Annotated in this window: 19 protein-coding genes and 1 pseudogene; 9 read left to right on the forward strand and 11 right to left on the reverse strand. The window is 55.7% G+C overall.

Annotated features, from left to right (window positions below):
- Positions 1–32: 32 nt before the first annotated feature.
- Complete coding sequence (locus Q0915_RS21555) at positions 33–719, reverse strand: queuosine precursor transporter (RefSeq protein WP_299478595.1); 687 nt, start codon at positions 717–719, stop codon at positions 33–35.
- An 18-nt stretch (positions 720–737) separates the two neighbouring features.
- Positions 738–1034 (reverse strand): 50S ribosomal protein L28, encoded by a 297-nt coding sequence (rpmB, locus tag Q0915_RS21560; RefSeq protein ID WP_299478598.1) that lies wholly within the window; start codon positions 1032–1034, stop codon positions 738–740.
- Positions 1035–1378: 344 nt separating this feature from the next.
- On the opposite strand from rpmB, the gene Q0915_RS21565 reads away from it, so the two are divergent.
- From Q0915_RS21565 to Q0915_RS21575, 3 genes are all read left to right on the forward strand, one after another.
- Positions 1379–2209: a DUF3108 domain-containing protein gene (locus Q0915_RS21565; protein WP_299478601.1), complete on the forward strand. Its 831-nt coding sequence runs from the start codon at positions 1379–1381 to the stop codon at positions 2207–2209.
- Positions 2210–2424: 215 nt separating this feature from the next.
- The gene (locus Q0915_RS21570) at positions 2425–3384 is read left to right on the forward strand and encodes an acetyl-CoA carboxylase carboxyltransferase subunit alpha (RefSeq protein WP_299478604.1); all 960 of its coding nucleotides are present in this window, start codon (positions 2425–2427) and stop codon (positions 3382–3384) included.
- 369 nt (positions 3385–3753) lie between these two features.
- Positions 3754–4959 (forward strand): murein L,D-transpeptidase family protein, encoded by a 1206-nt coding sequence (locus Q0915_RS21575; protein WP_299478607.1) that lies wholly within the window; start codon positions 3754–3756, stop codon positions 4957–4959.
- Between the two features lie 58 nt (positions 4960–5017).
- Here the strand turns inward: Q0915_RS21575 and iaaH are convergent, their stop codons facing one another.
- From iaaH to Q0915_RS21600, 5 genes are all read right to left on the reverse strand, one after another.
- A complete protein-coding gene (gene iaaH, locus Q0915_RS21580) occupies positions 5018–6493 on the reverse strand; it encodes an indoleacetamide hydrolase (RefSeq protein ID WP_299478610.1) in 1476 nt (491 codons plus the stop codon).
- A gap of 82 nt (positions 6494–6575) precedes the next feature.
- Positions 6576–7349 (reverse strand): LuxR C-terminal-related transcriptional regulator, encoded by a 774-nt coding sequence (locus Q0915_RS21585; RefSeq protein WP_299478613.1) that lies wholly within the window; start codon positions 7347–7349, stop codon positions 6576–6578.
- A 77-nt stretch (positions 7350–7426) separates the two neighbouring features.
- Entirely contained in the window at positions 7427–8479 is a 1053-nt protein-coding gene (locus tag Q0915_RS21590; RefSeq protein ID WP_299478616.1) for a MaoC family dehydratase, read from the reverse strand.
- A 445-nt stretch (positions 8480–8924) separates the two neighbouring features.
- Entirely contained in the window at positions 8925–9560 is a 636-nt protein-coding gene (locus tag Q0915_RS21595) for a LysE family translocator (protein WP_366525312.1), read from the reverse strand.
- 491 nt (positions 9561–10051) lie between these two features.
- Complete coding sequence (locus Q0915_RS21600) at positions 10052–10633, reverse strand: TetR/AcrR family transcriptional regulator (RefSeq protein ID WP_299478618.1); 582 nt, start codon at positions 10631–10633, stop codon at positions 10052–10054.
- 88 nt (positions 10634–10721) lie between these two features.
- Here Q0915_RS21600 and Q0915_RS21605 point away from each other — a divergent pair, with 88 nt between their 5' ends.
- Complete coding sequence (locus tag Q0915_RS21605) at positions 10722–11195, forward strand: cupin domain-containing protein (protein WP_299478621.1); 474 nt, start codon at positions 10722–10724, stop codon at positions 11193–11195.
- A 180-nt stretch (positions 11196–11375) separates the two neighbouring features.
- On the opposite strand, the gene Q0915_RS21610 is transcribed toward Q0915_RS21605, so the two are convergent.
- Positions 11376–12005, reverse strand: coding sequence for a lectin-like protein (locus Q0915_RS21610; RefSeq protein ID WP_299478624.1), 630 nt, complete (start codon positions 12003–12005; stop codon positions 11376–11378).
- Between the two features lie 82 nt (positions 12006–12087).
- Between Q0915_RS21610 and Q0915_RS21615 the strand changes: the two genes are divergently transcribed.
- On the forward strand, positions 12088–13074 hold the full coding sequence (locus tag Q0915_RS21615) for a helix-turn-helix domain-containing protein (RefSeq protein ID WP_299478627.1): 987 nt from the start codon (positions 12088–12090) through the stop codon (positions 13072–13074).
- 246 nt (positions 13075–13320) lie between these two features.
- Here the strand turns inward: Q0915_RS21615 and Q0915_RS21620 are convergent, their stop codons facing one another.
- Positions 13321–14232, reverse strand: coding sequence for an alpha/beta hydrolase (locus Q0915_RS21620; protein WP_299478630.1), 912 nt, complete (start codon positions 14230–14232; stop codon positions 13321–13323).
- A gap of 121 nt (positions 14233–14353) precedes the next feature.
- Here Q0915_RS21620 and Q0915_RS32120 point away from each other — a divergent pair.
- Positions 14354–14512, forward strand: a pseudogene (locus Q0915_RS32120) (transposase); the annotation flags it as partial.
- A 438-nt stretch (positions 14513–14950) separates the two neighbouring features.
- On the opposite strand, the gene Q0915_RS21625 reads toward Q0915_RS32120, so the two are convergent.
- Both Q0915_RS21625 and Q0915_RS21630 read right to left on the reverse strand, forming a co-directional pair.
- Complete coding sequence (locus tag Q0915_RS21625) at positions 14951–15217, reverse strand: hypothetical protein (RefSeq protein ID WP_299478633.1); 267 nt, start codon at positions 15215–15217, stop codon at positions 14951–14953.
- Positions 15218–15595: 378 nt separating this feature from the next.
- The gene (locus Q0915_RS21630) at positions 15596–15841 is read right to left on the reverse strand and encodes a hypothetical protein (protein ID WP_299478636.1); all 246 of its coding nucleotides are present in this window, start codon (positions 15839–15841) and stop codon (positions 15596–15598) included.
- Positions 15842–15992: 151 nt separating this feature from the next.
- On the opposite strand from Q0915_RS21630, the gene Q0915_RS21635 reads away from it, so the two are divergent.
- From Q0915_RS21635 to Q0915_RS21645, 3 genes are all read left to right on the forward strand, one after another.
- Complete coding sequence (locus Q0915_RS21635; protein WP_299478639.1) at positions 15993–16727, forward strand: Crp/Fnr family transcriptional regulator; 735 nt, start codon at positions 15993–15995, stop codon at positions 16725–16727.
- Positions 16728–17211: 484 nt separating this feature from the next.
- Positions 17212–17697 carry a hypothetical protein gene (locus Q0915_RS21640; RefSeq protein WP_299478642.1) on the forward strand — a complete coding sequence of 162 codons (486 nt, stop codon included), beginning with the start codon at positions 17212–17214 and terminating at the stop codon, positions 17695–17697.
- A gap of 113 nt (positions 17698–17810) precedes the next feature.
- On the forward strand, positions 17811–18563 hold the full coding sequence (locus tag Q0915_RS21645) for a transglutaminase family protein (RefSeq protein WP_299479157.1): 753 nt from the start codon (positions 17811–17813) through the stop codon (positions 18561–18563).
- Positions 18564–18565 lie beyond the last annotated feature (2 nt).

The raw sequence follows: 18565 nt of genomic DNA on the forward strand, positions 1-18565 counted from the left end.
GGAGAATTGGTTCTTGGACGGCTGTTTCGGATTTATGCGACTGATCCGTCCGGGACAGGCCGGAAGATATTCAGAACGATCCGGTAAGGCGCCAGCAGGGCAAGGGCCACCAGCACTTTGACCATTAAGTCACCCACTGCAAGCGAGATCCAGAGCAGAACTTCCGTTTCACCGCCGATGCCGAGGAATGGCACCGGAAAGGCCAGCGAGCCGTCCTCGGAGCCGAACAGCGCGTCCACAAAGGCGAAACTTGCAGAAAAGGCGATGCCGAAGAAGAGCAGCGTGTCGATCACGGAGCCAATCAGGGAAGAGGCCATCGGCGCCTTCCACCAGGTCATGCGGCGCAATTTGTCAAAGATGGTGACGTCAAGCAGTTGGGCGACGAGAAACGCTGTGCCGGAAGCGATCAGGATGCGCGGCGTCGTAAAGGCTTCGTCCAGGGTCCAGAAGATCATCGGAACAACAATCGCCAGGGCAAAACCCGAGATGACAACCTTGCGGGCTGCAGCGGGGCCAAAGCGGCGGTTGGTCAGGTCCGTGACCAGGAACGCGATCGGGTAGGTGAAGGCACCCCAGGTGAGCGTATCAGCCAGGTTTATGCCGCCGACGACATGCTCGACGGGAAACTGTACCAGGTAATTGGACGCTGCAACGACAAGCGCCATCGCGAAGATCGCGATGGCGTGATGTCCCGCAGAGAAACTCCGCGTATCCGTCATGTGATTTGCCCCGGGGCGTTAAGCGGCAGCGGCTTCCGACTGCTTGCGCTTGATGCTGACCTTGATCTTGCGGGCAGCGTCGGAAAGCTGATCGTCGGATGCTTTCATAAGATAGGCGTCCAGACCACCGCGATGTTCGACGGAGCGCAATGCATGTGCACTTACGCGCAGTTTGAAGGTCTCACCCAGCGTGTCGCTCAGCAAGGAAACGTTGCACAGGTTCGGCAGGAACCGGCGGCGGGACTTGTTGTTAGCGTGTGAGACGTTGTTGCCAGTCATCACATCTTTGCCGGAGAGTTCGCAACGACGTGCCATGATATCACCTTTTGTTTTCGTGGCCGGGCCGTTACATGGAACCCAGCATGTCCAAACCGAATCCGGCGCGGACCTGAGGCCCGGCGACATCGTCTCCGGCATTTCTCGGAAAAAGTTGCCCCGCTATAATGGCAGCGTGCGCCAACGTCAAGACATCTCCTGCCCATCTGCGCGATTCTGTGATTTTATTCTTCCTTGTGCGCCGTGTTAACCACTGAGTTACCATAATTTAGAATGATTGATCCCGTTCGCTAGGTAATTTTCATGCTAGTGTTAACCGTGCGGAACATTGTTGGAGCGGGGCCATAGTTCGCTACCGGAGGGTGGCGCGGAGGTTTGTTAAAGTGTTTGGTCTGACGTCACTCGGACGCCTCGTCGTCCTCCCTATGCTTGCCGGTGCGCTGTTGGTTTCTCCGGCAGAGGCGAAGAAAAACAGCGTCGGCGGCGTTTATTCGATTTCGCTCGCCGGGTTCAAGATCGGGCGGGGAACCTTGTCGCTCGTGATGCAGGGCAACGCCTATTCGGCAAAGGTAACCGTTGCGCCCGCCGGGATTGGAACGCTTTTTTCAACCGGCAAAGGCGGTGCTGAAGCGTCCGGATGGCTGGTCGGTTCCAAGGTCGTGCCTTCCAAGTACCGCATGGCGTCGCAGGCGGCCAATCTCGACTTTTATGTGAACCTGACGCAGGGTTCGCGCAACATCCGGTCGATGGAAGTCGCGCCTCAGTTCAAACCGAACAAAGAGCGGATCAAGATCACCAATCGCCATAAACGCAACGCGATTGATCCGCTCAGCGCGGCATTGATGCCTGTCCGGCGGTCAAAAGACAGCTTTGGCCCGAAGGCATGTTCCCGCAAGCTGCCCATCTTCGATGGCTGGACCCGCTTCGATATCAAATTGAGCTACGAGGGCACCCGGGAAGTCTCCGGCCGCGGCTACAAGGGAACCGTTGTAGTCTGCAAGGCCCGCTGGGTCCCGGTTGCCGGACACCGTCCGTCCAAGGAATCAGTGAAATACATGGCCAAGGCGAATATGGAGGTCTGGATCGCACCCATGGGTCGCGACAACGTCCTGATACCCTATCGCATCGCCATCGACACAAAGAACGGGCGGCTTTTGGTCGAAGCCAGCAAGCTGACGATTGATGGCGCAGGGAGCGATCAGGCGTCGCGGTAGGTTTTGCGATACGGTGCTTGCCGCCAATACCTCAGAATTGTGCCTTGAATTGATTTGGAAGTGCTGGTGAGGATGAGGCCTGAGACTTGCGCCCACTTGCGTCTCTTGTTACAGCGCTCCACATAACGCCATCGGGGTGCGTAATCACCTTTTGTCAGTTTCCGGAGCGGCCACTGAAGCGCCGATGACCGGGTTTGTTTCAGGTAATAAAGTACATGCACAGCTATCTGGAGTTTGAAAAGCCCGTCGCGGATATTGAAGGCAAGATCCAGGAACTGCGGGCGATCGCTGCAGAAGATGGCGAAGAGGTCAATGTTGACGGTGAGATTGAACGGCTGAACGCAAAATCGGCCCAGACGCTCCAGGACCTTTATTCCAAACTGACGCCCTGGCAGAAGACGCTTGTTGCAAGGCATCCGGACCGGCCGCATGCAGTTGATTATGTGGCAGGCCTTATTGAAGACTTCACACCGCTCGCCGGAGATCGCAAATTCGCAGAAGACCATGCGCTTCTCGCCGGCATCGGCCGGTTTCGCGGCCAGTCTGTTGCGGTGCTTGCTCAGGAAAAGGGGCACGATACGGAATCGCGGCTGAAACACAATTTCGGCATGGTGCGTCCCGAAGGATACCGCAAGGCCGTCCGCATCATGGAACTTGCCGAACGATTTGCTATTCCGCTGATCAGTTTCGTTGACACGTCCGGGGCCTATCCGGGACGCGGGGCGGAAGAACGCGGGCAGTCCGAAGCGATTGCACGATCCACGGATGTCGGTCTTGGTCTTGGAACACCTTCGGTTGCTGTGGTCATTGGCGAAGGCGGCTCGGGTGGCGCGATTGCGATTGCGACCGCAAACAAGGTTCTCATGATGGAGCACGCGATCTACTCCGTGATTTCGCCGGAAGGGGCCGCGTCTATCTTGTGGCGGGACAGCGCAAAGGCTCAGGACGCTGCAACCGCACTGAAAATAACGGCGCAGGATCTCAAGCATCTTGGCGTGATCGATGACATTATCGTCGAGCCGGTCGGCGGAGCGCACCGGGCCCGTGAAATCGTAATCGACACGACCGGAAAATCGATCGAAGCTGCGCTTAGTGAACTGAACGGCCTCAGCACCGAAGAAATCCGCAAGCAAAGGCGCGAAAAATTTATCGCGATAGGCAGAACCCTGACTTAAGGTTAACGGCCTTAATTCACGATAACGTCAGAACAAATTTCGACCAAGTCGCGGTCAATCGCGGCTTTTTTGCCTTTCTGTGGCCAGATTCTGCCTTCATTCAGACACTTCCGAGGCATTCAGATGGGTGTTTGTCTCACTTTTTTGTTCTTATCACCGGAATTTGCTTCGCAGGGGCAGGCGGGTTTCAGTAACTTATCGTCAACTAACATTCCCTAGCCTTTGCGCGGGGGCGAGACGCAGGAATTCCAGAAACGGCAAGGCAAATGTACTGCCGCGTTTTTCGGTTTCCGATTTGTTTGGGATAGTCACATGGTCTTTGGGCGCCGTTTACTAACGCCAGCCGCGCAGCATGAAAGTTCCTCCCGCATGCGGAGCCGTTCAGCCGTCAGAGCCGGTGCGCTGGTTTTGGCTGCAGCCGTCCTTGCGGGCTGCCAGGCCGACGAGTTCGGTGCCGGGCCGAAGCATCTGCGTCCCGTTAGCGATTCGATCAAGCGCAAGATGACCGATCTCAACATGAGTTCGAATTCGCCGATCATGATCCGTATCTTCAAAGAAGAATCCGAAATGGAAGTCTGGAAACAGACGCGGACGGGGAAATACAAGAAGCTCGAGGAATTCGAGATCTGTAAATGGTCGGGCAAACTCGGGCCGAAATTCAAGGAAGGCGACCGTCAGGCCCCGGAAGGTTTCTATGAAATCACGCCGGCCTTGATGAACCCGAATTCAAGCTATCATCTGGCCTTCAACCTCGGTTATCCGAACAGGTATGACCGCGCCCATGGCCGCACCGGATCCCATCTGATGGTCCATGGCGCCTGCTCATCGCGCGGCTGTTACGCCATGACCGATGAGCAGGTCGAAGACATTTACGCCCTGGCGCGCGAGAGTTTCAAGGGCGGTCAAAAGTCCTTCCAGGTGCAGGCCTTCCCGTTCCGCATGACGCCGGAAAACATGGCCAAGCACAGAGACAACGAACATCTCGGCTACTGGAAGATGCTCAAGACCGGTTACGATCATTTTGAGGTAACGAAAACGCCGCCGAAGGTATCGGTTTGCGAAAAGAAATATGTTTTTGACGCGACCACTCTCGTCGAAGGCGTGCCGTTCCGCGCAAGTGCGCAGTGCCCGGAGTATCAGGTGCATCCGAGCATCTCTTCAGCGGTTGCGGCCAAGCAGAGCAAGGACGACGAAAAGTTCCAGCAGCTTGCCTCTCGGTTCGACGCGCGCGAAGAACGTCTGCAGCGCCGCGAAGAACGCAACAAGCGCATTGCTGAAGTCTTTGGCAACGCTGGCGACGAGACCGAAATCACGACAGCGACGATCCCGTCCGCTGACCGGCCGGCTTCCGAAGCCTCAGCAAGTGCCGTGGCAGCTGCAAACCCACCGACCGATGCGCAGGGCGAGACCGACGCCACAGCCGTTGAAACGGCGTTTGCCCCTCAGGAACAATCAAGCGGCAGTGTGGCAGGTCGTTTCCTGAAGCGTTGGGTTCCCTTCGGTTCAAAGACAACCGAGGCCGAGGCCAGTGTCGGGCCGATCACAACCGACGTTGTTCCGGGTGCCAAACCCTGATCTGGACGATCAGGGTTCCACGCTTTTTTCCGATATCGACTGATATCTGACGGCAGGGCTATTCGGGTGCCTGGGTTTTTGGCAATGCCTTCTCGACCGCCAGACCTAGCGCGAGTAGATGCCGGTCACTGAATGCCGGCCCGTCGAGTTCAAGGCCGACCGGCAGACCCGCCGCCGTCAGACCGATCGGTAATGACAGACCCGGTATGCCCGCGATCGAGCCAGGGTCTGTATTGCGGATAAATGTCTGGAACGTCGGCACATCCTCCCCGTTCAGCGAGACAGTCATGTCCGAGCCTGAAATAGCTTGGGCGGCGAGCGGTGTTGTCGGAAAGACGAGGGCATCCAGCCCGTTTGCGGCGAAGACTTCAGCATAGCCCGACTGTACAAGGGGCCTGAGATCAGTCACTGCGGCCGCGTAGACCTCATCCGGGATGGCCTGATCGCCGAGCACGAGATTTTCGAACACGAATTTGACATCCGGGCTTGCAACCTCAGCTGCAACATCTTCCAGTGTAAGACCGCTGCCGCTCGCTTCCAGGAACGCGGCCAGGTCACGTTTGACTTCCCAAAGGGCAATCGGAAAGCCGGCTTTCCCGGCGAGTTCGAGTTCCGCGCTGATGTCGACCTCAACCAGTGTTACTCCGGATTTTTCGAGCTCAGCCAAAGCAGCCTTGAAGAGCCTTTCCGTTTCGGGCGACAGATTTTCAGTCAGACCCGACGGCACGCCGAGGCGAACCGTGCCGAGATCGAGAGGTGCTACCTCATCGGATGCGCCTGTGATGACGGCGTCAAGAAGTGCAAGATCGGCAATGGTCCGGGCGAGCGGTCCTGCCGTGTCGCGGGTTGCGGAAATCGGAATAATACCACCCGCCGGATATCGTCCAACCGTCGGGCGCAGACCGGCAACCCCATTCAGAGCCGCGGGAATGCGAACGGATCCGCCGGTATCGGTTCCAAGGCCGGCGGGCGCCAGACGTGCGCCGATGGCCGCGCCCGTTCCCCCGCTCGATCCTCCGGCGAACCGCGCCGGATCGTAGGCATTCGCCACCGCTCCGAACGCGGCATTGTTGGACGTGATGCCAAAGGCGAGTTCGTGCAGGTTGGTCTTGCCGATCAGGATCGCGCCGGCCTCCCGCAACTTGGCCAGCACAGGTGCGTCTTCGGCGGGTATCCAGCTTTTGAGTGCCGGCGTTCCCCCGGTGGTCGGCAATCCGGCCGAGGCGATATTGTCCTTCACCACAATCGGTACACCGTGGAGCGGGCCGACCTTATCGCCGGATACGATGCTTTCGTCGGCAGCTGCTGCGGCAGTCAAGGCGCCCTCGCTTTCAAAGGTGATAAAGACATTGCCCGGATCGTCGCCGGTCTTGGCGATGAGCGCATTGACGAGGGCTGACGACGAGAGTTTTTGAGTTGCGATCGCCTCGGCGGCCTCAATCAAAGTGAGGTCAGCCGGGTCGTCGGAGGCGGATGCAGGACTTGCAAATACAGCCGCAACTGCGGCCAATCCAACTGTCAGGTGCCTATTCATGGTGTTCCCCTTTCCTGGACGGAGAACCACGAAACGCTCATTATTCAATGGGCGCATCCTCCAAAATGAGGAGGCAGGAAAATTATTGCATGCGCATCTGGCCGTTGATGCTCGCGATCAGCGCCGACCTGCTCGTTGTCCCGGACTTTTGGAAAATTGCTTTCACATGAGAGCGCACGGTCGTTGCGGAGACACCGAGGGTTGCTGCGATATCGCGGTCCCGCAAGCCTTCGCACAGAAGGTGCAGCACGTCTTGTTCCCGCGCAGTCAGCCCGTGCCGGACTGTCCAATTTTCCAGGCGCCGCCCAGGGTCGGCTCGATCCAGTTTTTCCTCGACCTGTTTAAGGTTCTCCAGTGCCTTACCGAACGCTGTACCGATCGCATTGAGAAGCTCCAGGTCACGCTGCTGGAACGTCGCCCGCTTTCGGCCGCGCCAGATCCGCAGGTCGCCCAGATGGCCCGATCCGGCAAAGGCGTGAAAATTCATGCCATGATGCAATCCGTCGCGCGCCAGAAAGTCATTGTAGAATTCGGTGCGCAGAAATTCGTCACGGGACATCACCTGGTCGACGTGGGTTGCGCGGCCGCACAGGCGCAGTCTCGGAGTGATCGGGTCGCAATACTGAAAGTGGTCCTCGTAGGCTGCAAGGTTGCTTGCGTCCATGTTCAGGAAGACGCCCGATGTATCGCCGTCGCTGCGTGACCAGACATAGGACGCAAAAAAATCGGCCTTCAAAAGATCAAGCAAAGGTGTGCCGATCCGGTTTCTGAGTTCATCCGCATCCTGAACGGCAATCATGTCCTGCATGATGGCCAGCAGCAGGTTGGTTTCCCGTGCCGAAAGCGTTGTGAGCATGCGCAGCCTCCTCTCAGGTCATGGTACTCCCGATGCCGTGCCACGTCATCTGCTGGTAACTGGTTGTATTGCCAGTCTCACGTCGGCATCAGGGCCCAGTAGTCAAAATCGAGGATGATGTCTTCCAGGTATTTGCCGTCGCCGTCCTTGAGCGGGAAGTCGCGGCAGGGGCGGTTCTTGGTCGCCACCAGGCGCAAGCGCAGCGCGCCGACATCCTTGCGTCCTTCTATTTCGGAGGCATCGAGCACTTCCGACCAGGCATAGACGGTATCGCCGGCGAACAGCGGGGCGACATGCCGGCCGCTGTTGATGCCGGCAATATGAAAGGCGTTGCCGAGGCCGTTGAAGGAGAGCGCCCGGGCGAGCGAGATCACGTGGCCACCATAAATCAGCCGCTTGCCGAACCGGCCTTTCGATTCCGTATGCTGGTTGAAATGAACCTTGGCCGTGTTCTGGTAAAGCCGGGTTGCCATCTGGTGCTCGGCTTCTTCCACCGTCATGCCGTCGACATGGTCGATCTTCTCGCCGATGGCATAGTCGGCGAAACGGAACTCTGAGCCTGACAGGTCGTTGTCCCAATTCACGCTGTCGAGCAGCGGAACCGCGGTCCCCAGCGCAATCGGCTCAATGGCCGCAGGCAGATCGGGAACGACGGGATCGGGTGCCGGCGAACCGGGGTCGCGCTTGTTGACCATGACCCAGCGGACATAGTCCAGAACTTCGGTTCCCTTGGACGTGTAGCCGGTCGAGCGGACATAGACGACGCCGGTCTTGCCGTTTGAGTTTTCCTTCTTGCCGATCACTTCCGAGACGGTCGACAACGTGTCTCCGGGATAGACCGGCGCCAGGAACCGGCCCCCGGCATAGCCAAGATTGGCGACGGCGTTCAGCGAAATATCGGGAACCGTCTTGCCGAAGACGATGTGAAACGTCAGCAGATCGTCAGCGGGCGCATGGGCGTAGCCGATGGCGCGCGCAAACGCGTCGGAGGACTGAACCGCGAAACGCGAGCCGTATAGCGCCGTATAGAGTGCCTGGTCACCGCTTGTGACCGTGCGCGGCGTTGCATGCCGGATGACCTGACCAATCTCGAAGTCTTCGAAAAAATTGCCGCGATTTGTCTTGCTCAACGGTTCCTCCCGGGTGCGGTTCGTCGCGCGGATTAGAGCCTATTGCAGCGCACACAGGCAAGTACGACGTTTTGGGTAAGCGCGGGTGTTGCGCCGATGGAGCTCTGAAACCGATCAATCCAGATGCAGTGTCAATCTCCAGTTGTCAAAAGCAACAGCGCTTTCACTGAGATGACGAACTATGGCACGGCCAATCGACAGCGATGAGAACATTTTTTGTCAGCAAACATTGCAGCCCTTTGCGCAACGCCCGGCAGCGACACGCTGGATCCGAGACGGGCCCTTGCCGCTGCCAGTGCCAACCACTGTTCTGTGCCCGCAAACGGGACGTTCACCCGGTTACGTCGAAACACCGAAAGCAGTCATTGATGACTATCGAAGCAAATGGCTGAAAGGCGGCAAAAGCGGTTGTCGGGCTTTCAATCTCAAGGTCGGCTTTGAAGCATTACCGCTGGCCGTCAAAAACCAGTTTTGCGGCAAGGCCGCCAAATACGAGAGCAAGGAAGTATCTTGGCCACTTTGTGAAAGCCCATTTGTTCTTCGATAGGGATCGCCCGACACCGGCCAGCCAAATCACAACAGCATGAACGACGAGATCAATCACAACAAAGATGGTTGCCAGCACTAAAATCTGGATGCCAACGAAGCCTTTTTCTGGGTTCAAGAACTGCGGAAAGAGTGCAAGGTAAAACAGCGCAACTTTTGGATTTAGGAGGTTTGTAAGAAGTCCCTGCCTAAAAATTACATCCAACGACGGATGCTTGTGCGCGGGCGCTTTTGAAGAAGGCCTGTCACGTGAAGTGATTGCTTGCCAAGCCAAATAAAGCAAATAGGCAGCGCCGAGATATCTGACGAAATCATAGGCATACGGGACCGCCAAGAACAATTGAGAAAGCCCAAGCGCCAATATGACAGCATGAATTATTGATCCTGCAGATATCCCGAATTGCGTCACCAGCCCGGCCATTTGGCCTTGCGCTGCACTTCGCGCGGCCACGAGGATCATATCCGGTCCCGGGGTCACAGCCAATGCGAAGCTGGCGAGTCCAAAAAGCCAAATCGTTTGCCAATCAACAATCATTCTGTCGTTTCGCCATCTGTTCAGTGCTACGTCCTCTCGACATTCGGGGAAACGGCCGCACCCGTCAAGCTGGGCTCAAAGCTGTCCTTCGCCCTATTTGGACGACACGGCAACTCAGCGTTCTTGTTTCGGACTTCTGTCAGGTCAGCGCGCTAAATCGGAAAGTGACGTTCGTCTCGGAGCTTAAGGACAGCAAGAGGTCGAGTGTTGCCCTACTTTTTCCTGCCGTGCCTGAATACAAAAAGACCTGCCAGAACGGCAGGTCAAGTTGAACCAATCTGCGGTATAAAGATCAGGCTGTTGTTGTTCTGCGCCTGCGGTGGGCAGCAAAACCCGGCAATCCAAGGCCGTTGACCAGCAGCGGAAGCGCTGCCGGAAAGTACGGCGTTTTGGGTCGGAGAGGGTGACTACGCGGTTTGGCATTTGCCGGGCTGACAGAAGCGTGTGTGTGCTGTCGACCATTGTTTTCTGTCCCCATCGCCAAATGCGATTCAAGCAGGCGGCACGTACCGATCCAGCAATGCGTCGACGAGGCCTGAGAGAAGTCGGTCGCCCTCTGACCGATCCGCCCCCAGAATGTCCTCCAGAATGATGAATTGCTCCATGCCTGTTGTCATCGCCAAGCGCCGTGTCAGGTCCTCATACTCCCGGGGCTCCATGCGTTTCCGGACGGGCTCTAGCGCTTCATCAAACGCGGCCACCCTGCGAGCTCCTCGTTTTTTGGCTTGTCCTGCTTCCAACGCTGCTTTTAGGGACTCAGCCAAAAACTGCCGGAAGTAAGCCTCATGATCCCGCGAGAAATCCAGGTAATATTGCGCGACTTTATGTACCCGGCTTCGAACGTCGTCGAGCCCTTCCAGGAGTTGTGACGTCGGAGTAACCTGGACGTCGAGTGTCGCATCCAGCGCCAGGATGCCGGGGTCTGAGAAGTATCTATAGACCGTTGCCCGACTGGTTTTCGCGCGATCTGCAACTTTGGCCAGTGTAACCTCACTCCCCTCCGACATTAGCTCGCGCGCGGCGATGAGGAGTGCTTCTCTCGTCCTGTTTTTCTGATTGGTTCTGGGTGCCACTTTTTCTATTCCAAAATGATACACTTGTCTCATTAAGAGAGTTGTGTATTATAAATGAAAATATGCGGAAATAAAAGGAGCCATCAGCATGGAGCAGTCTCGCCCTCGCATTTATCACCTTCTTGGAAACCTCCTGACATTTCATGCATTTCCGGAAGAAACCGGAAACAAGTGCACAATTGTCGAAATCAAAACGGCACCTGGTGCCGGCGCGCCGCCCAATCACCACGCTGGTGAAGATGAAAGCTTCTTCGTACTCGACGGAGAGTTTGAGTTCTTTGTGAACGGAGAGACCAAGCGCGCCAGCGCCGGAGATTTTGTAAAAGTGCCTGACGGAGCTGTTCACGCTTTTACCTGTACCGGGCAGTCGGCGGGACGCCTTCTGTGCATAAATGCGCCGGGCGAAATGCACGATACTTTCTTCACGGAAGCTGGCGAAGCCATGCCGGACGGCACGTCAGAAATTCCAGTACCCGACGGTCCACCAGACATCCCTGCCATAATGGCTGTAGCCAGCAGAATTGGTATGACAATCCTGACACCGGACGAGGCACCAGCCTGAGCGCGGTGTTGCGGTTTTAGGACCAAAATGCTGCATTCCAACGTCGCTTTTGGCTCCATTTTTTGCAAACGCCTGTTCAAGAGCATTGGCGAGGTCTTTGGCAATACTCGTTCCCTGCGAACCCAAAAAAAGGGCCTGCCAGAACGGCAGGCCCAGTTAAACCAATCTGCGGTATACAGATCAGGCTGTTGTTGTTCTGCGTCTGCGGTGGGCAGCAAAACCCAGCAATCCAAGGCCGCCGACCAGCAGCGGAAGCGCTGCCGGCAAGGGTACGGGAACCGGAGCGCTGCTATACTCCACGAGATAAGCGCGTACGCCAGTAATGCCGGGCACATCGTTCCAGGTACCTGACGCGCTGTCTTCCCACCAGGCGACCACGTAGTCCTCACCGCCTGCGTTATTTGGCTCGCCCGGCTTCCAGTTGGTGTATCCCAGAGGATTTCCGTCTTCGGGCCCTCCCATCCATTCAAACGACCCTTCGGTGTCGCGGTCCGTCGCACCAATCAGGAAGTAGCTGTAGTCCAGGAACTGACCCGTCACGCTGCCCGCACCGGTCCAGTTCGAGTTGAGAAATGTCTGTTCGGCGGCGGACGTGATCGTTGCAAGATAGCCACCCAGACCCATGAAGGACGATGACTCGGCAATCGCTTCGGCTTGAGTGGCCGACAAAGATGGATCGCCAGACCCGAGTATAACAAATTCGTACCAGTGATCGTTGCCTCCGGATCCGGCAGACCATTGGAAGGGTGCAGCCGCCGCCGAGGAAATGAGTGCAAGGCTCACGACTGCAGTTGATAGTATCCTTTTCATGAGTGTTCCCCATACTATACTTAAAAAAACTTCGACGCTTCACAGATAGACTAACAGTAAATTTTTTGGCAAAACCGACAATATGCCCTCATTTTCCGCCAAATCGCGCCCGGTTGTAGTTATAGTTGTGTTTCCGGACACCAAGCTTTTGGACGTCACTGGTCCAATGCAGGTCTTTGCCGATGCAAGACGCGTAGGGGGTGAAAACTACGAGATCGTGCTTGCATCTGCGGAAGGCGGCGCTCAGCTGACGGATACCGGGGTGGAACTCGTCACAGAATCCATGGAGCGATGGCATGACAGAGATCTCCATACGCTGCTGATTGCAGGGGGCTTTGGAGCGCAAGAGGCAGCGCAAGACCTGAAACTTGTCGAAAATACAGTCCTTCTTGCCGAACAGGCCGCGCGCGTCGGGTCTGTTTGCACAGGCGCATTCGTTCTTGCGGCAAGCGGTCTGCTTGATGGCCGCAGCGCGGTAACTCATTGGTTTTCATGCGATGATCTGGCAAATAAGCATCCGGGCGTGACGGTCGAGCCAGACCGTATGTTCATTAAGGATGGAAATGTCTGGACGTCGGCAGGGGTGACCGCGGGCATTGACATGGCGCTTGCCATGGTGGCGGAAGATTCAGGGAGAAAGGTTGCCGTTCGTCTGGCGCAAACACTGGTTGTTTACATGGTCCGCTCCGGCGGCCAGTCCCAGTTCAGTTCCGTGCTGCTCAGTCAGACAAATGATGCCGACGGCCGGTTTGATGCTCTTCACGCCTGGATCGGTGACAATCTCAAGGGAGACTTGCGCGTCGATCGGTTGGCCGAGCAGGTGGGAATGAGCGAACGCAATTTTACCAGGGTCTATCGGGACGCCACCGGCCGAACGCCTGCCAAGACCATCGAACTCTTTCGCGTTGCGGCAGCCCGTGACTTGCTTGAGGTCACCGAGCTACCCATTGCGACGATCGCGCAACGAACCGGCTTTGAGGACGACGAACGTTTGCGGCGTGCCATGCAACGCGTTCTCGGAATCTCACCGACAGAGTACAGAAAGCGTTTTGGACTCGGAAAATATTGAGCTTCTGCTGGCCCTTGAGGAGACAAATTTCGGGCTCGGCAAGCAATGGCGTGTGTTGTTGCTTAAGTCATTTCACGCTGTAAGTGCGTAACCGCAAAAGACTGTTTTGAAACGCCAGCTTTGCGTAACTCACCGCAGTGACATTAAGCACCGTGACAGGTTTCAGGATACCCGTGACCAGGAGCTTGGGACGTTGCGGCACTTCAGCGGACTGGGCCAACGATCACAACGTCCCGTGACAGTGGGTCAGAACTGAGCTTGCTTCTCACCGATGCGGGGCAATTCACGCAAGTTTCGGGTTGAGGCATTTGCGAACCGAGAAGTTGGCCGAAGCTGCTTTGCGGTTGTGCCGAGTTCGCCAAGGTTCTCCAGCCATGACAAGAATTCGCCCGGTTCCCTGGCGGGCCAAATGTGATCTGCGTCCGGTATTCTGTGACCTGAAATGGTTGCCACCCTTGCGGCGGATTCGCTTGGGATCGTCCAAACCTTTCCCGATTGCCCGCCCCATGCCACATGAACCGGAACGGATAAATTCGCCAGGTCCTCCACTGCTACGGAAGTAAAGCGATGCTTTGAGTTCAGGAGAGGGATCAGGGTGTGTGCATTCTCGGCGCAAATCCTGCGCAGTTCGGGTGGCAGTTTCTTGAAGGTCCCCGGCCCGCCGACCGCATCAATGAATGCGCTCAGAACTCCAAACCCGTCTCCTGAAGAGGCCGCCGCGGTTATAGGCGAAAACGTCTCACGCATACTGGTCTGATGCGCCTCGATTGAAGAGCTGTCGCTGACGAGACTTGTCGAACTGGGTTCATAGGCAACGACGCGCGAGACGAGGTCCGGCCTGTCGACGGTCAGTCGCAAGGCGACATTCGCGCCATAGGACCAGCCGATTATGAAGACCGGGCCGCACTCAAGGCTTTCGATGATTGCAGCAAGATCTTCCGCGTGGGTTGCCTCTCCAAACTCTGCAGAACTTGCGGGCCAGTCTGTTGGTCCGAACCAACGCAGGGTCGGGGCGATGCACCGGTAATGCTGCGCGAGATGCGTAACATGAGGCGTCCAGATCCGATGATCGCAGGCCGCGCCATAAACGAACAGAATGGGGGCACCTTCCCCGAGACCCATACATGGATACATGCCTGTCAGTGTGTGAACAACCATGAGGTTCGCTCCTGATAGGGAATTAAATTGAAAGCTGAGCATCGGTGCCGTGACGGCCTCGGCAATCATCGCCAGCATCGGCGACGGACATCAGTTCAGCAATAGGTGAGAATTTGCAACTTGGTTGGCACTGACGCCCGCAAACAAGTCTAGCGGTGGCAGAGAGAAACTGGGACGGATTGCGAAGATCGGCAACCAGTACCTCAGGCAACTTCTGGTCGTTGGAATGACGTCACTGGCACGACAAACCCGATCGCATCCAGAGCGCGCCAGCAAATGACTCACTTCTCTTCTGGAACGCAAACCTGCTCGCGTTGCTTCCGTTGCAATAGCCAACAAAACCGCAGGATCGTCTGAGAAGTTCTCACCCGAAACCATTCTTGCACTCCACACAACGCTTGAGCGAAAAAGGGACATTGAGTCAGCAAGACCCGCGAAATGATGGTGCATAAGTCCGCCGCCAAAATCAGTACTCCCCGCCGAATGGCCCTGGCATCATGGTCCGCAAAGCTGTTAGGAACCAGGATTGCGGAACCCATCAGGGCCAGCGGTCAAACCGCGCGAACAGGCCGGACACATGACTGCTTCTTACAAATCCACAAATCTGATCGAAAATGTCTTGCTATGCAGGAGCCATCCACACAAGTCATTCGCTGCGAGTACGACGAATGACCGAAACGGAACCGGATGTTGTTTTTGCCGTCGTTGAGGACGAAGCTCACGTATCCAGAGACGGTACGTCTCCGAGGCGGATGATGAACTCAGGCTCAGTATAGTCACCAAGTTCGATATCGACTTCAATTGAAAATGCGTCGATTCCGGCATAAGAACCGCCGTCAAACATCCTCCGCGCACGAGCTTCTGCTTCGGCCGAAGTCTTGCATTCAATCGCAGATGCCTTGATAAGCACCGACTGCTTAGCCGACCCTTTGCCACGTTCTAAGTACCGGTATGCCTGACATACGAAGTGTAGACTAACGGTCATGCTACGATAGTCCCCGGTGTTGTACGGACAGAGAATTGTGCGCGCCCCGCCACTGGACAGGTACACCCCCACTGACGGCAATGGGACTATGTCCGGGTGCAACCCGTTTTAACCAGGAATGTGTCTGTCCCGAATACACGGAACCCATTGGTCTATTTGCCCTTCTTTTGCCCGAGGACCGGCAACTCCCTACCTTTGTTAGTAACCGCTGTTGCTGGAGTTTTTTCTATGATCTTCTTCGGCTTTCTATTCTCACGATTTCCTCGTCTATTGTTGCCTTTGGACATCTGTTTCCCTTTCTGATAAACGGGTGTGCTCGTTTGTTAGGCGGCTGGGTTATGCGCAAGAGAGCGGAAACAGGTCGATTCCCCGTGAGGATCAATCGGACCGTGGCCACCTTACGGAGTTTTCTCCCGCAATGATCTGTTTGATCAGCTTCGAGACCGCTAGGTGCATTTCCTTGTCGGCTTCAGGGCTGGCCGCATTTTCGTGCGTTGCTGCTGCATCGTGTAAGATGCCCAGGATTTCGTACCCGGGCAGAACTTCGTGTTCGGTCAGTGCCAGCAAAAGCGCTTCGCAGATCGTGAGCGCTGCCATTCCGGAATAGTCTTTCTGATCAGACATCTTGGCTACCACTTTCATGAACTAGAGCCCGAGCTTAGGTGCCAGTCCAGTTAACTTCACCATAATGACAGAAAATCAGTATGCTAGACTGATCTAAAGCAGTCTTGGCTCAGACATTTCGGATAACGGATTATTGCCTGAGGGAACGCCTTTGAACCTTATCGAAAATAGTCCGTTCGCCCGCAAACTTTCCAACTTCGTTGTCCTGACAGCGAGCGAGCTCAGTGCATTGCAAAATCTGCACAAACGTCGCCGTATCTTCCTTGCTGGACGTGACCTTGTCCAACAGGGACAGTCGGATCAGGCAGCCTACATTCTTTCAGAAGGTTGGGTCTGCTCGTACAAAGTCCAATCTGACGGAACACGCCAAATTGTCGATTTCCAGATCCCGGGCGACTTTCTGGGATTGCGTAGCGTACTCCTTCGCGCTTCGGATCACAGCTTCGAACCGATCACCGATATTCAGGCGGTTGAAGTTCAGACTGGCGATCTTCTGGAAACGTTTGCAAATTCCCCTCGACTGGCGACTGCGGTTTTATGGGCCGCGTCGAGAGACGAAGCTATGGTGGTCGAACATCTCGTAAACCTCGGACGGCGCGACGCGGATAGGCGCATGGCACATTTTCTGCTCGAACTTGGCGCGAGGTTGGCTCTGGTCGGCATAGGTAGCCAGACGGGCTATGACTGTCCGCTGACACAGTATCACCTCGCCGATGCACTGGGGCTGAGCGCAGTGCACGTCAACCGTGTCTTGCGGCAACTGCGTGAAAACGGGCTTATCACATTTCGAAGCGGCAAGGTTACGTTCGATGATCGTAATCGTCTGGTCGAATTTTCAGGGTTCGACCCTGAATATCTTGACCAAGCTGGACCATTGCTAAAGTAAAACTCGCGTTTGCGGAGTCTTAGTTTCAGATAGGCCAAATTCATTTGTAAGAAGTCCGAAAGAAAAACGCTCTTAATAAGCCGCTATTCTTTTGCGCTCGTTCGTAATCATTGTTGGCCTTAGCATCGGTCTTAATACAAGAAAATACGTTCGCATCTCTCCAATTTTGGTCGCGTCGGCACGGAAAAGACACCAACGACTAACCTCGATCAGGATGTGCCTGCAAGGCTCCATGTAGGATCACAAAACCGGTTGGCTTCTAGGTCAATTTCTTGAAACACGTTTTAATCCTTCAAAAAAGACAGGAAAGCGGCGTGAATTTCCACAAACGCGCTCGCGATGCTGTCCCCGAAAATAACTATCTCAAAACGGCCAAGCTGCGTTCAATTGGGTCGAACCTGATTCCGGTTATCTGCCTGATGAGACTTGCGCAATTAGGCTTTGAACAATCCGGCCATATGCTTGCAAAAGGAGCGCTCAGGCCATGGAGACAAAAACGAATAAAGATGGACCCAAACCAGATTCCTCAGATCTTGAGAGGCGGGTTCTTGCGCATGAGAGAATTCTCCAATCCGTCATTGCGTATATGTCCCGCTCTGAGCCCCGGTTTGTTGAGCACCTCAAGGCACGTTTCGTCGATACCATGTCGATGGCGCGCCGGGAACAGGATTACAGAGGCGTTGATGACTATGCTGAAGAATTCATACACGCGGCTATGCAACAGGGAGACATTTGCACGGGCCTTAAACTAAAGAATATGAAACCGGAAAAAGCGTCTAAGCCTTCATTGGCAAAACTGGCGCCTGAAACCATGCAAGTGCCTCCCGAGAATATTGGACCGGAACGTGTTCGGGTCCATGAAAGAAACGGAATTTGGGAGGTCCGTGTAGATGGCGCTTTTCTCGGCAACTATCATAAATCGGAACATGCCCGGGCGGCCGCCGCGGTGGCCAGATTCACGCTCAAATGAGCAAAAACTTTCCTTCTCAAGCCCGTTTGGGATGTTTCGCCAAGTCAGGACTAAGTTACCTCCGTATCAGTTTGGGTTGTCGCTTTGATTTCGAATTTCCGAAATCGACACCGATGATTGCGATGCTCAACGTTGATGCAACACGTTATTGCGACCTCGAGCAACTGGATTATTTGACGACAACTCCTTGCGTGCCGATCGAGAGCTATCTGGACGCTTTCGGGAATTGGTGTTCCAGGCTGACAGCACCTGCCGGCGCTTTTACAATGGCGACGCATGGCATCTTTTTTGACACCGGCAAGACGGACCCGGCTTTTCCTGCCGCCTATCAGCATGCCGTCCAGGATTTACCAGCTGAATCCCTCGTGTATCTGGTGGGGAGCCGCTATTGCGATACTGATGTGCTTTCAGAGGAAGCCTGGCGTTTGTTCGGAGAAACAAAGACAGGCTGGGCCAGGGTTCAAGCGATCTGTGACTATGTGCATCAGCAGGTGACCTTCGGCTATGAGCATGCACGAGCAACCCGAACGGCGTCCGAAACCCTGACCGAAGGGCGGGGTGTTTGCCGTGACTTCACCCACCTTGCGATCAGCTTCTGTCGATGCATGAACATACCGGCCCGCTATTGCACGGGATATCTGAGCGATATCGGCGAGTCGGAACCGCATCCCCCGTGTGATTTCGCAGCCTGGATGGAAGTCTTCCTGGCAAACCGATGGTGGATCTTCGATCCGTGCAACAACCAACGCCGCATCGGAAGGTTTCTGATTGGCCACGGTCGGGATGCTGCCGATGTCCCGCATACACAGACTTTTGGCGAAAATACTTTAAGAAGTTTTGAAGTTTGGAGCGAGATTTCTAGCTGAAA

It is taken from the genome of uncultured Roseibium sp., assembly GCF_947494555.1.
Classification (GTDB): Bacteria; Pseudomonadota; Alphaproteobacteria; order Rhizobiales; family Stappiaceae; genus Roseibium.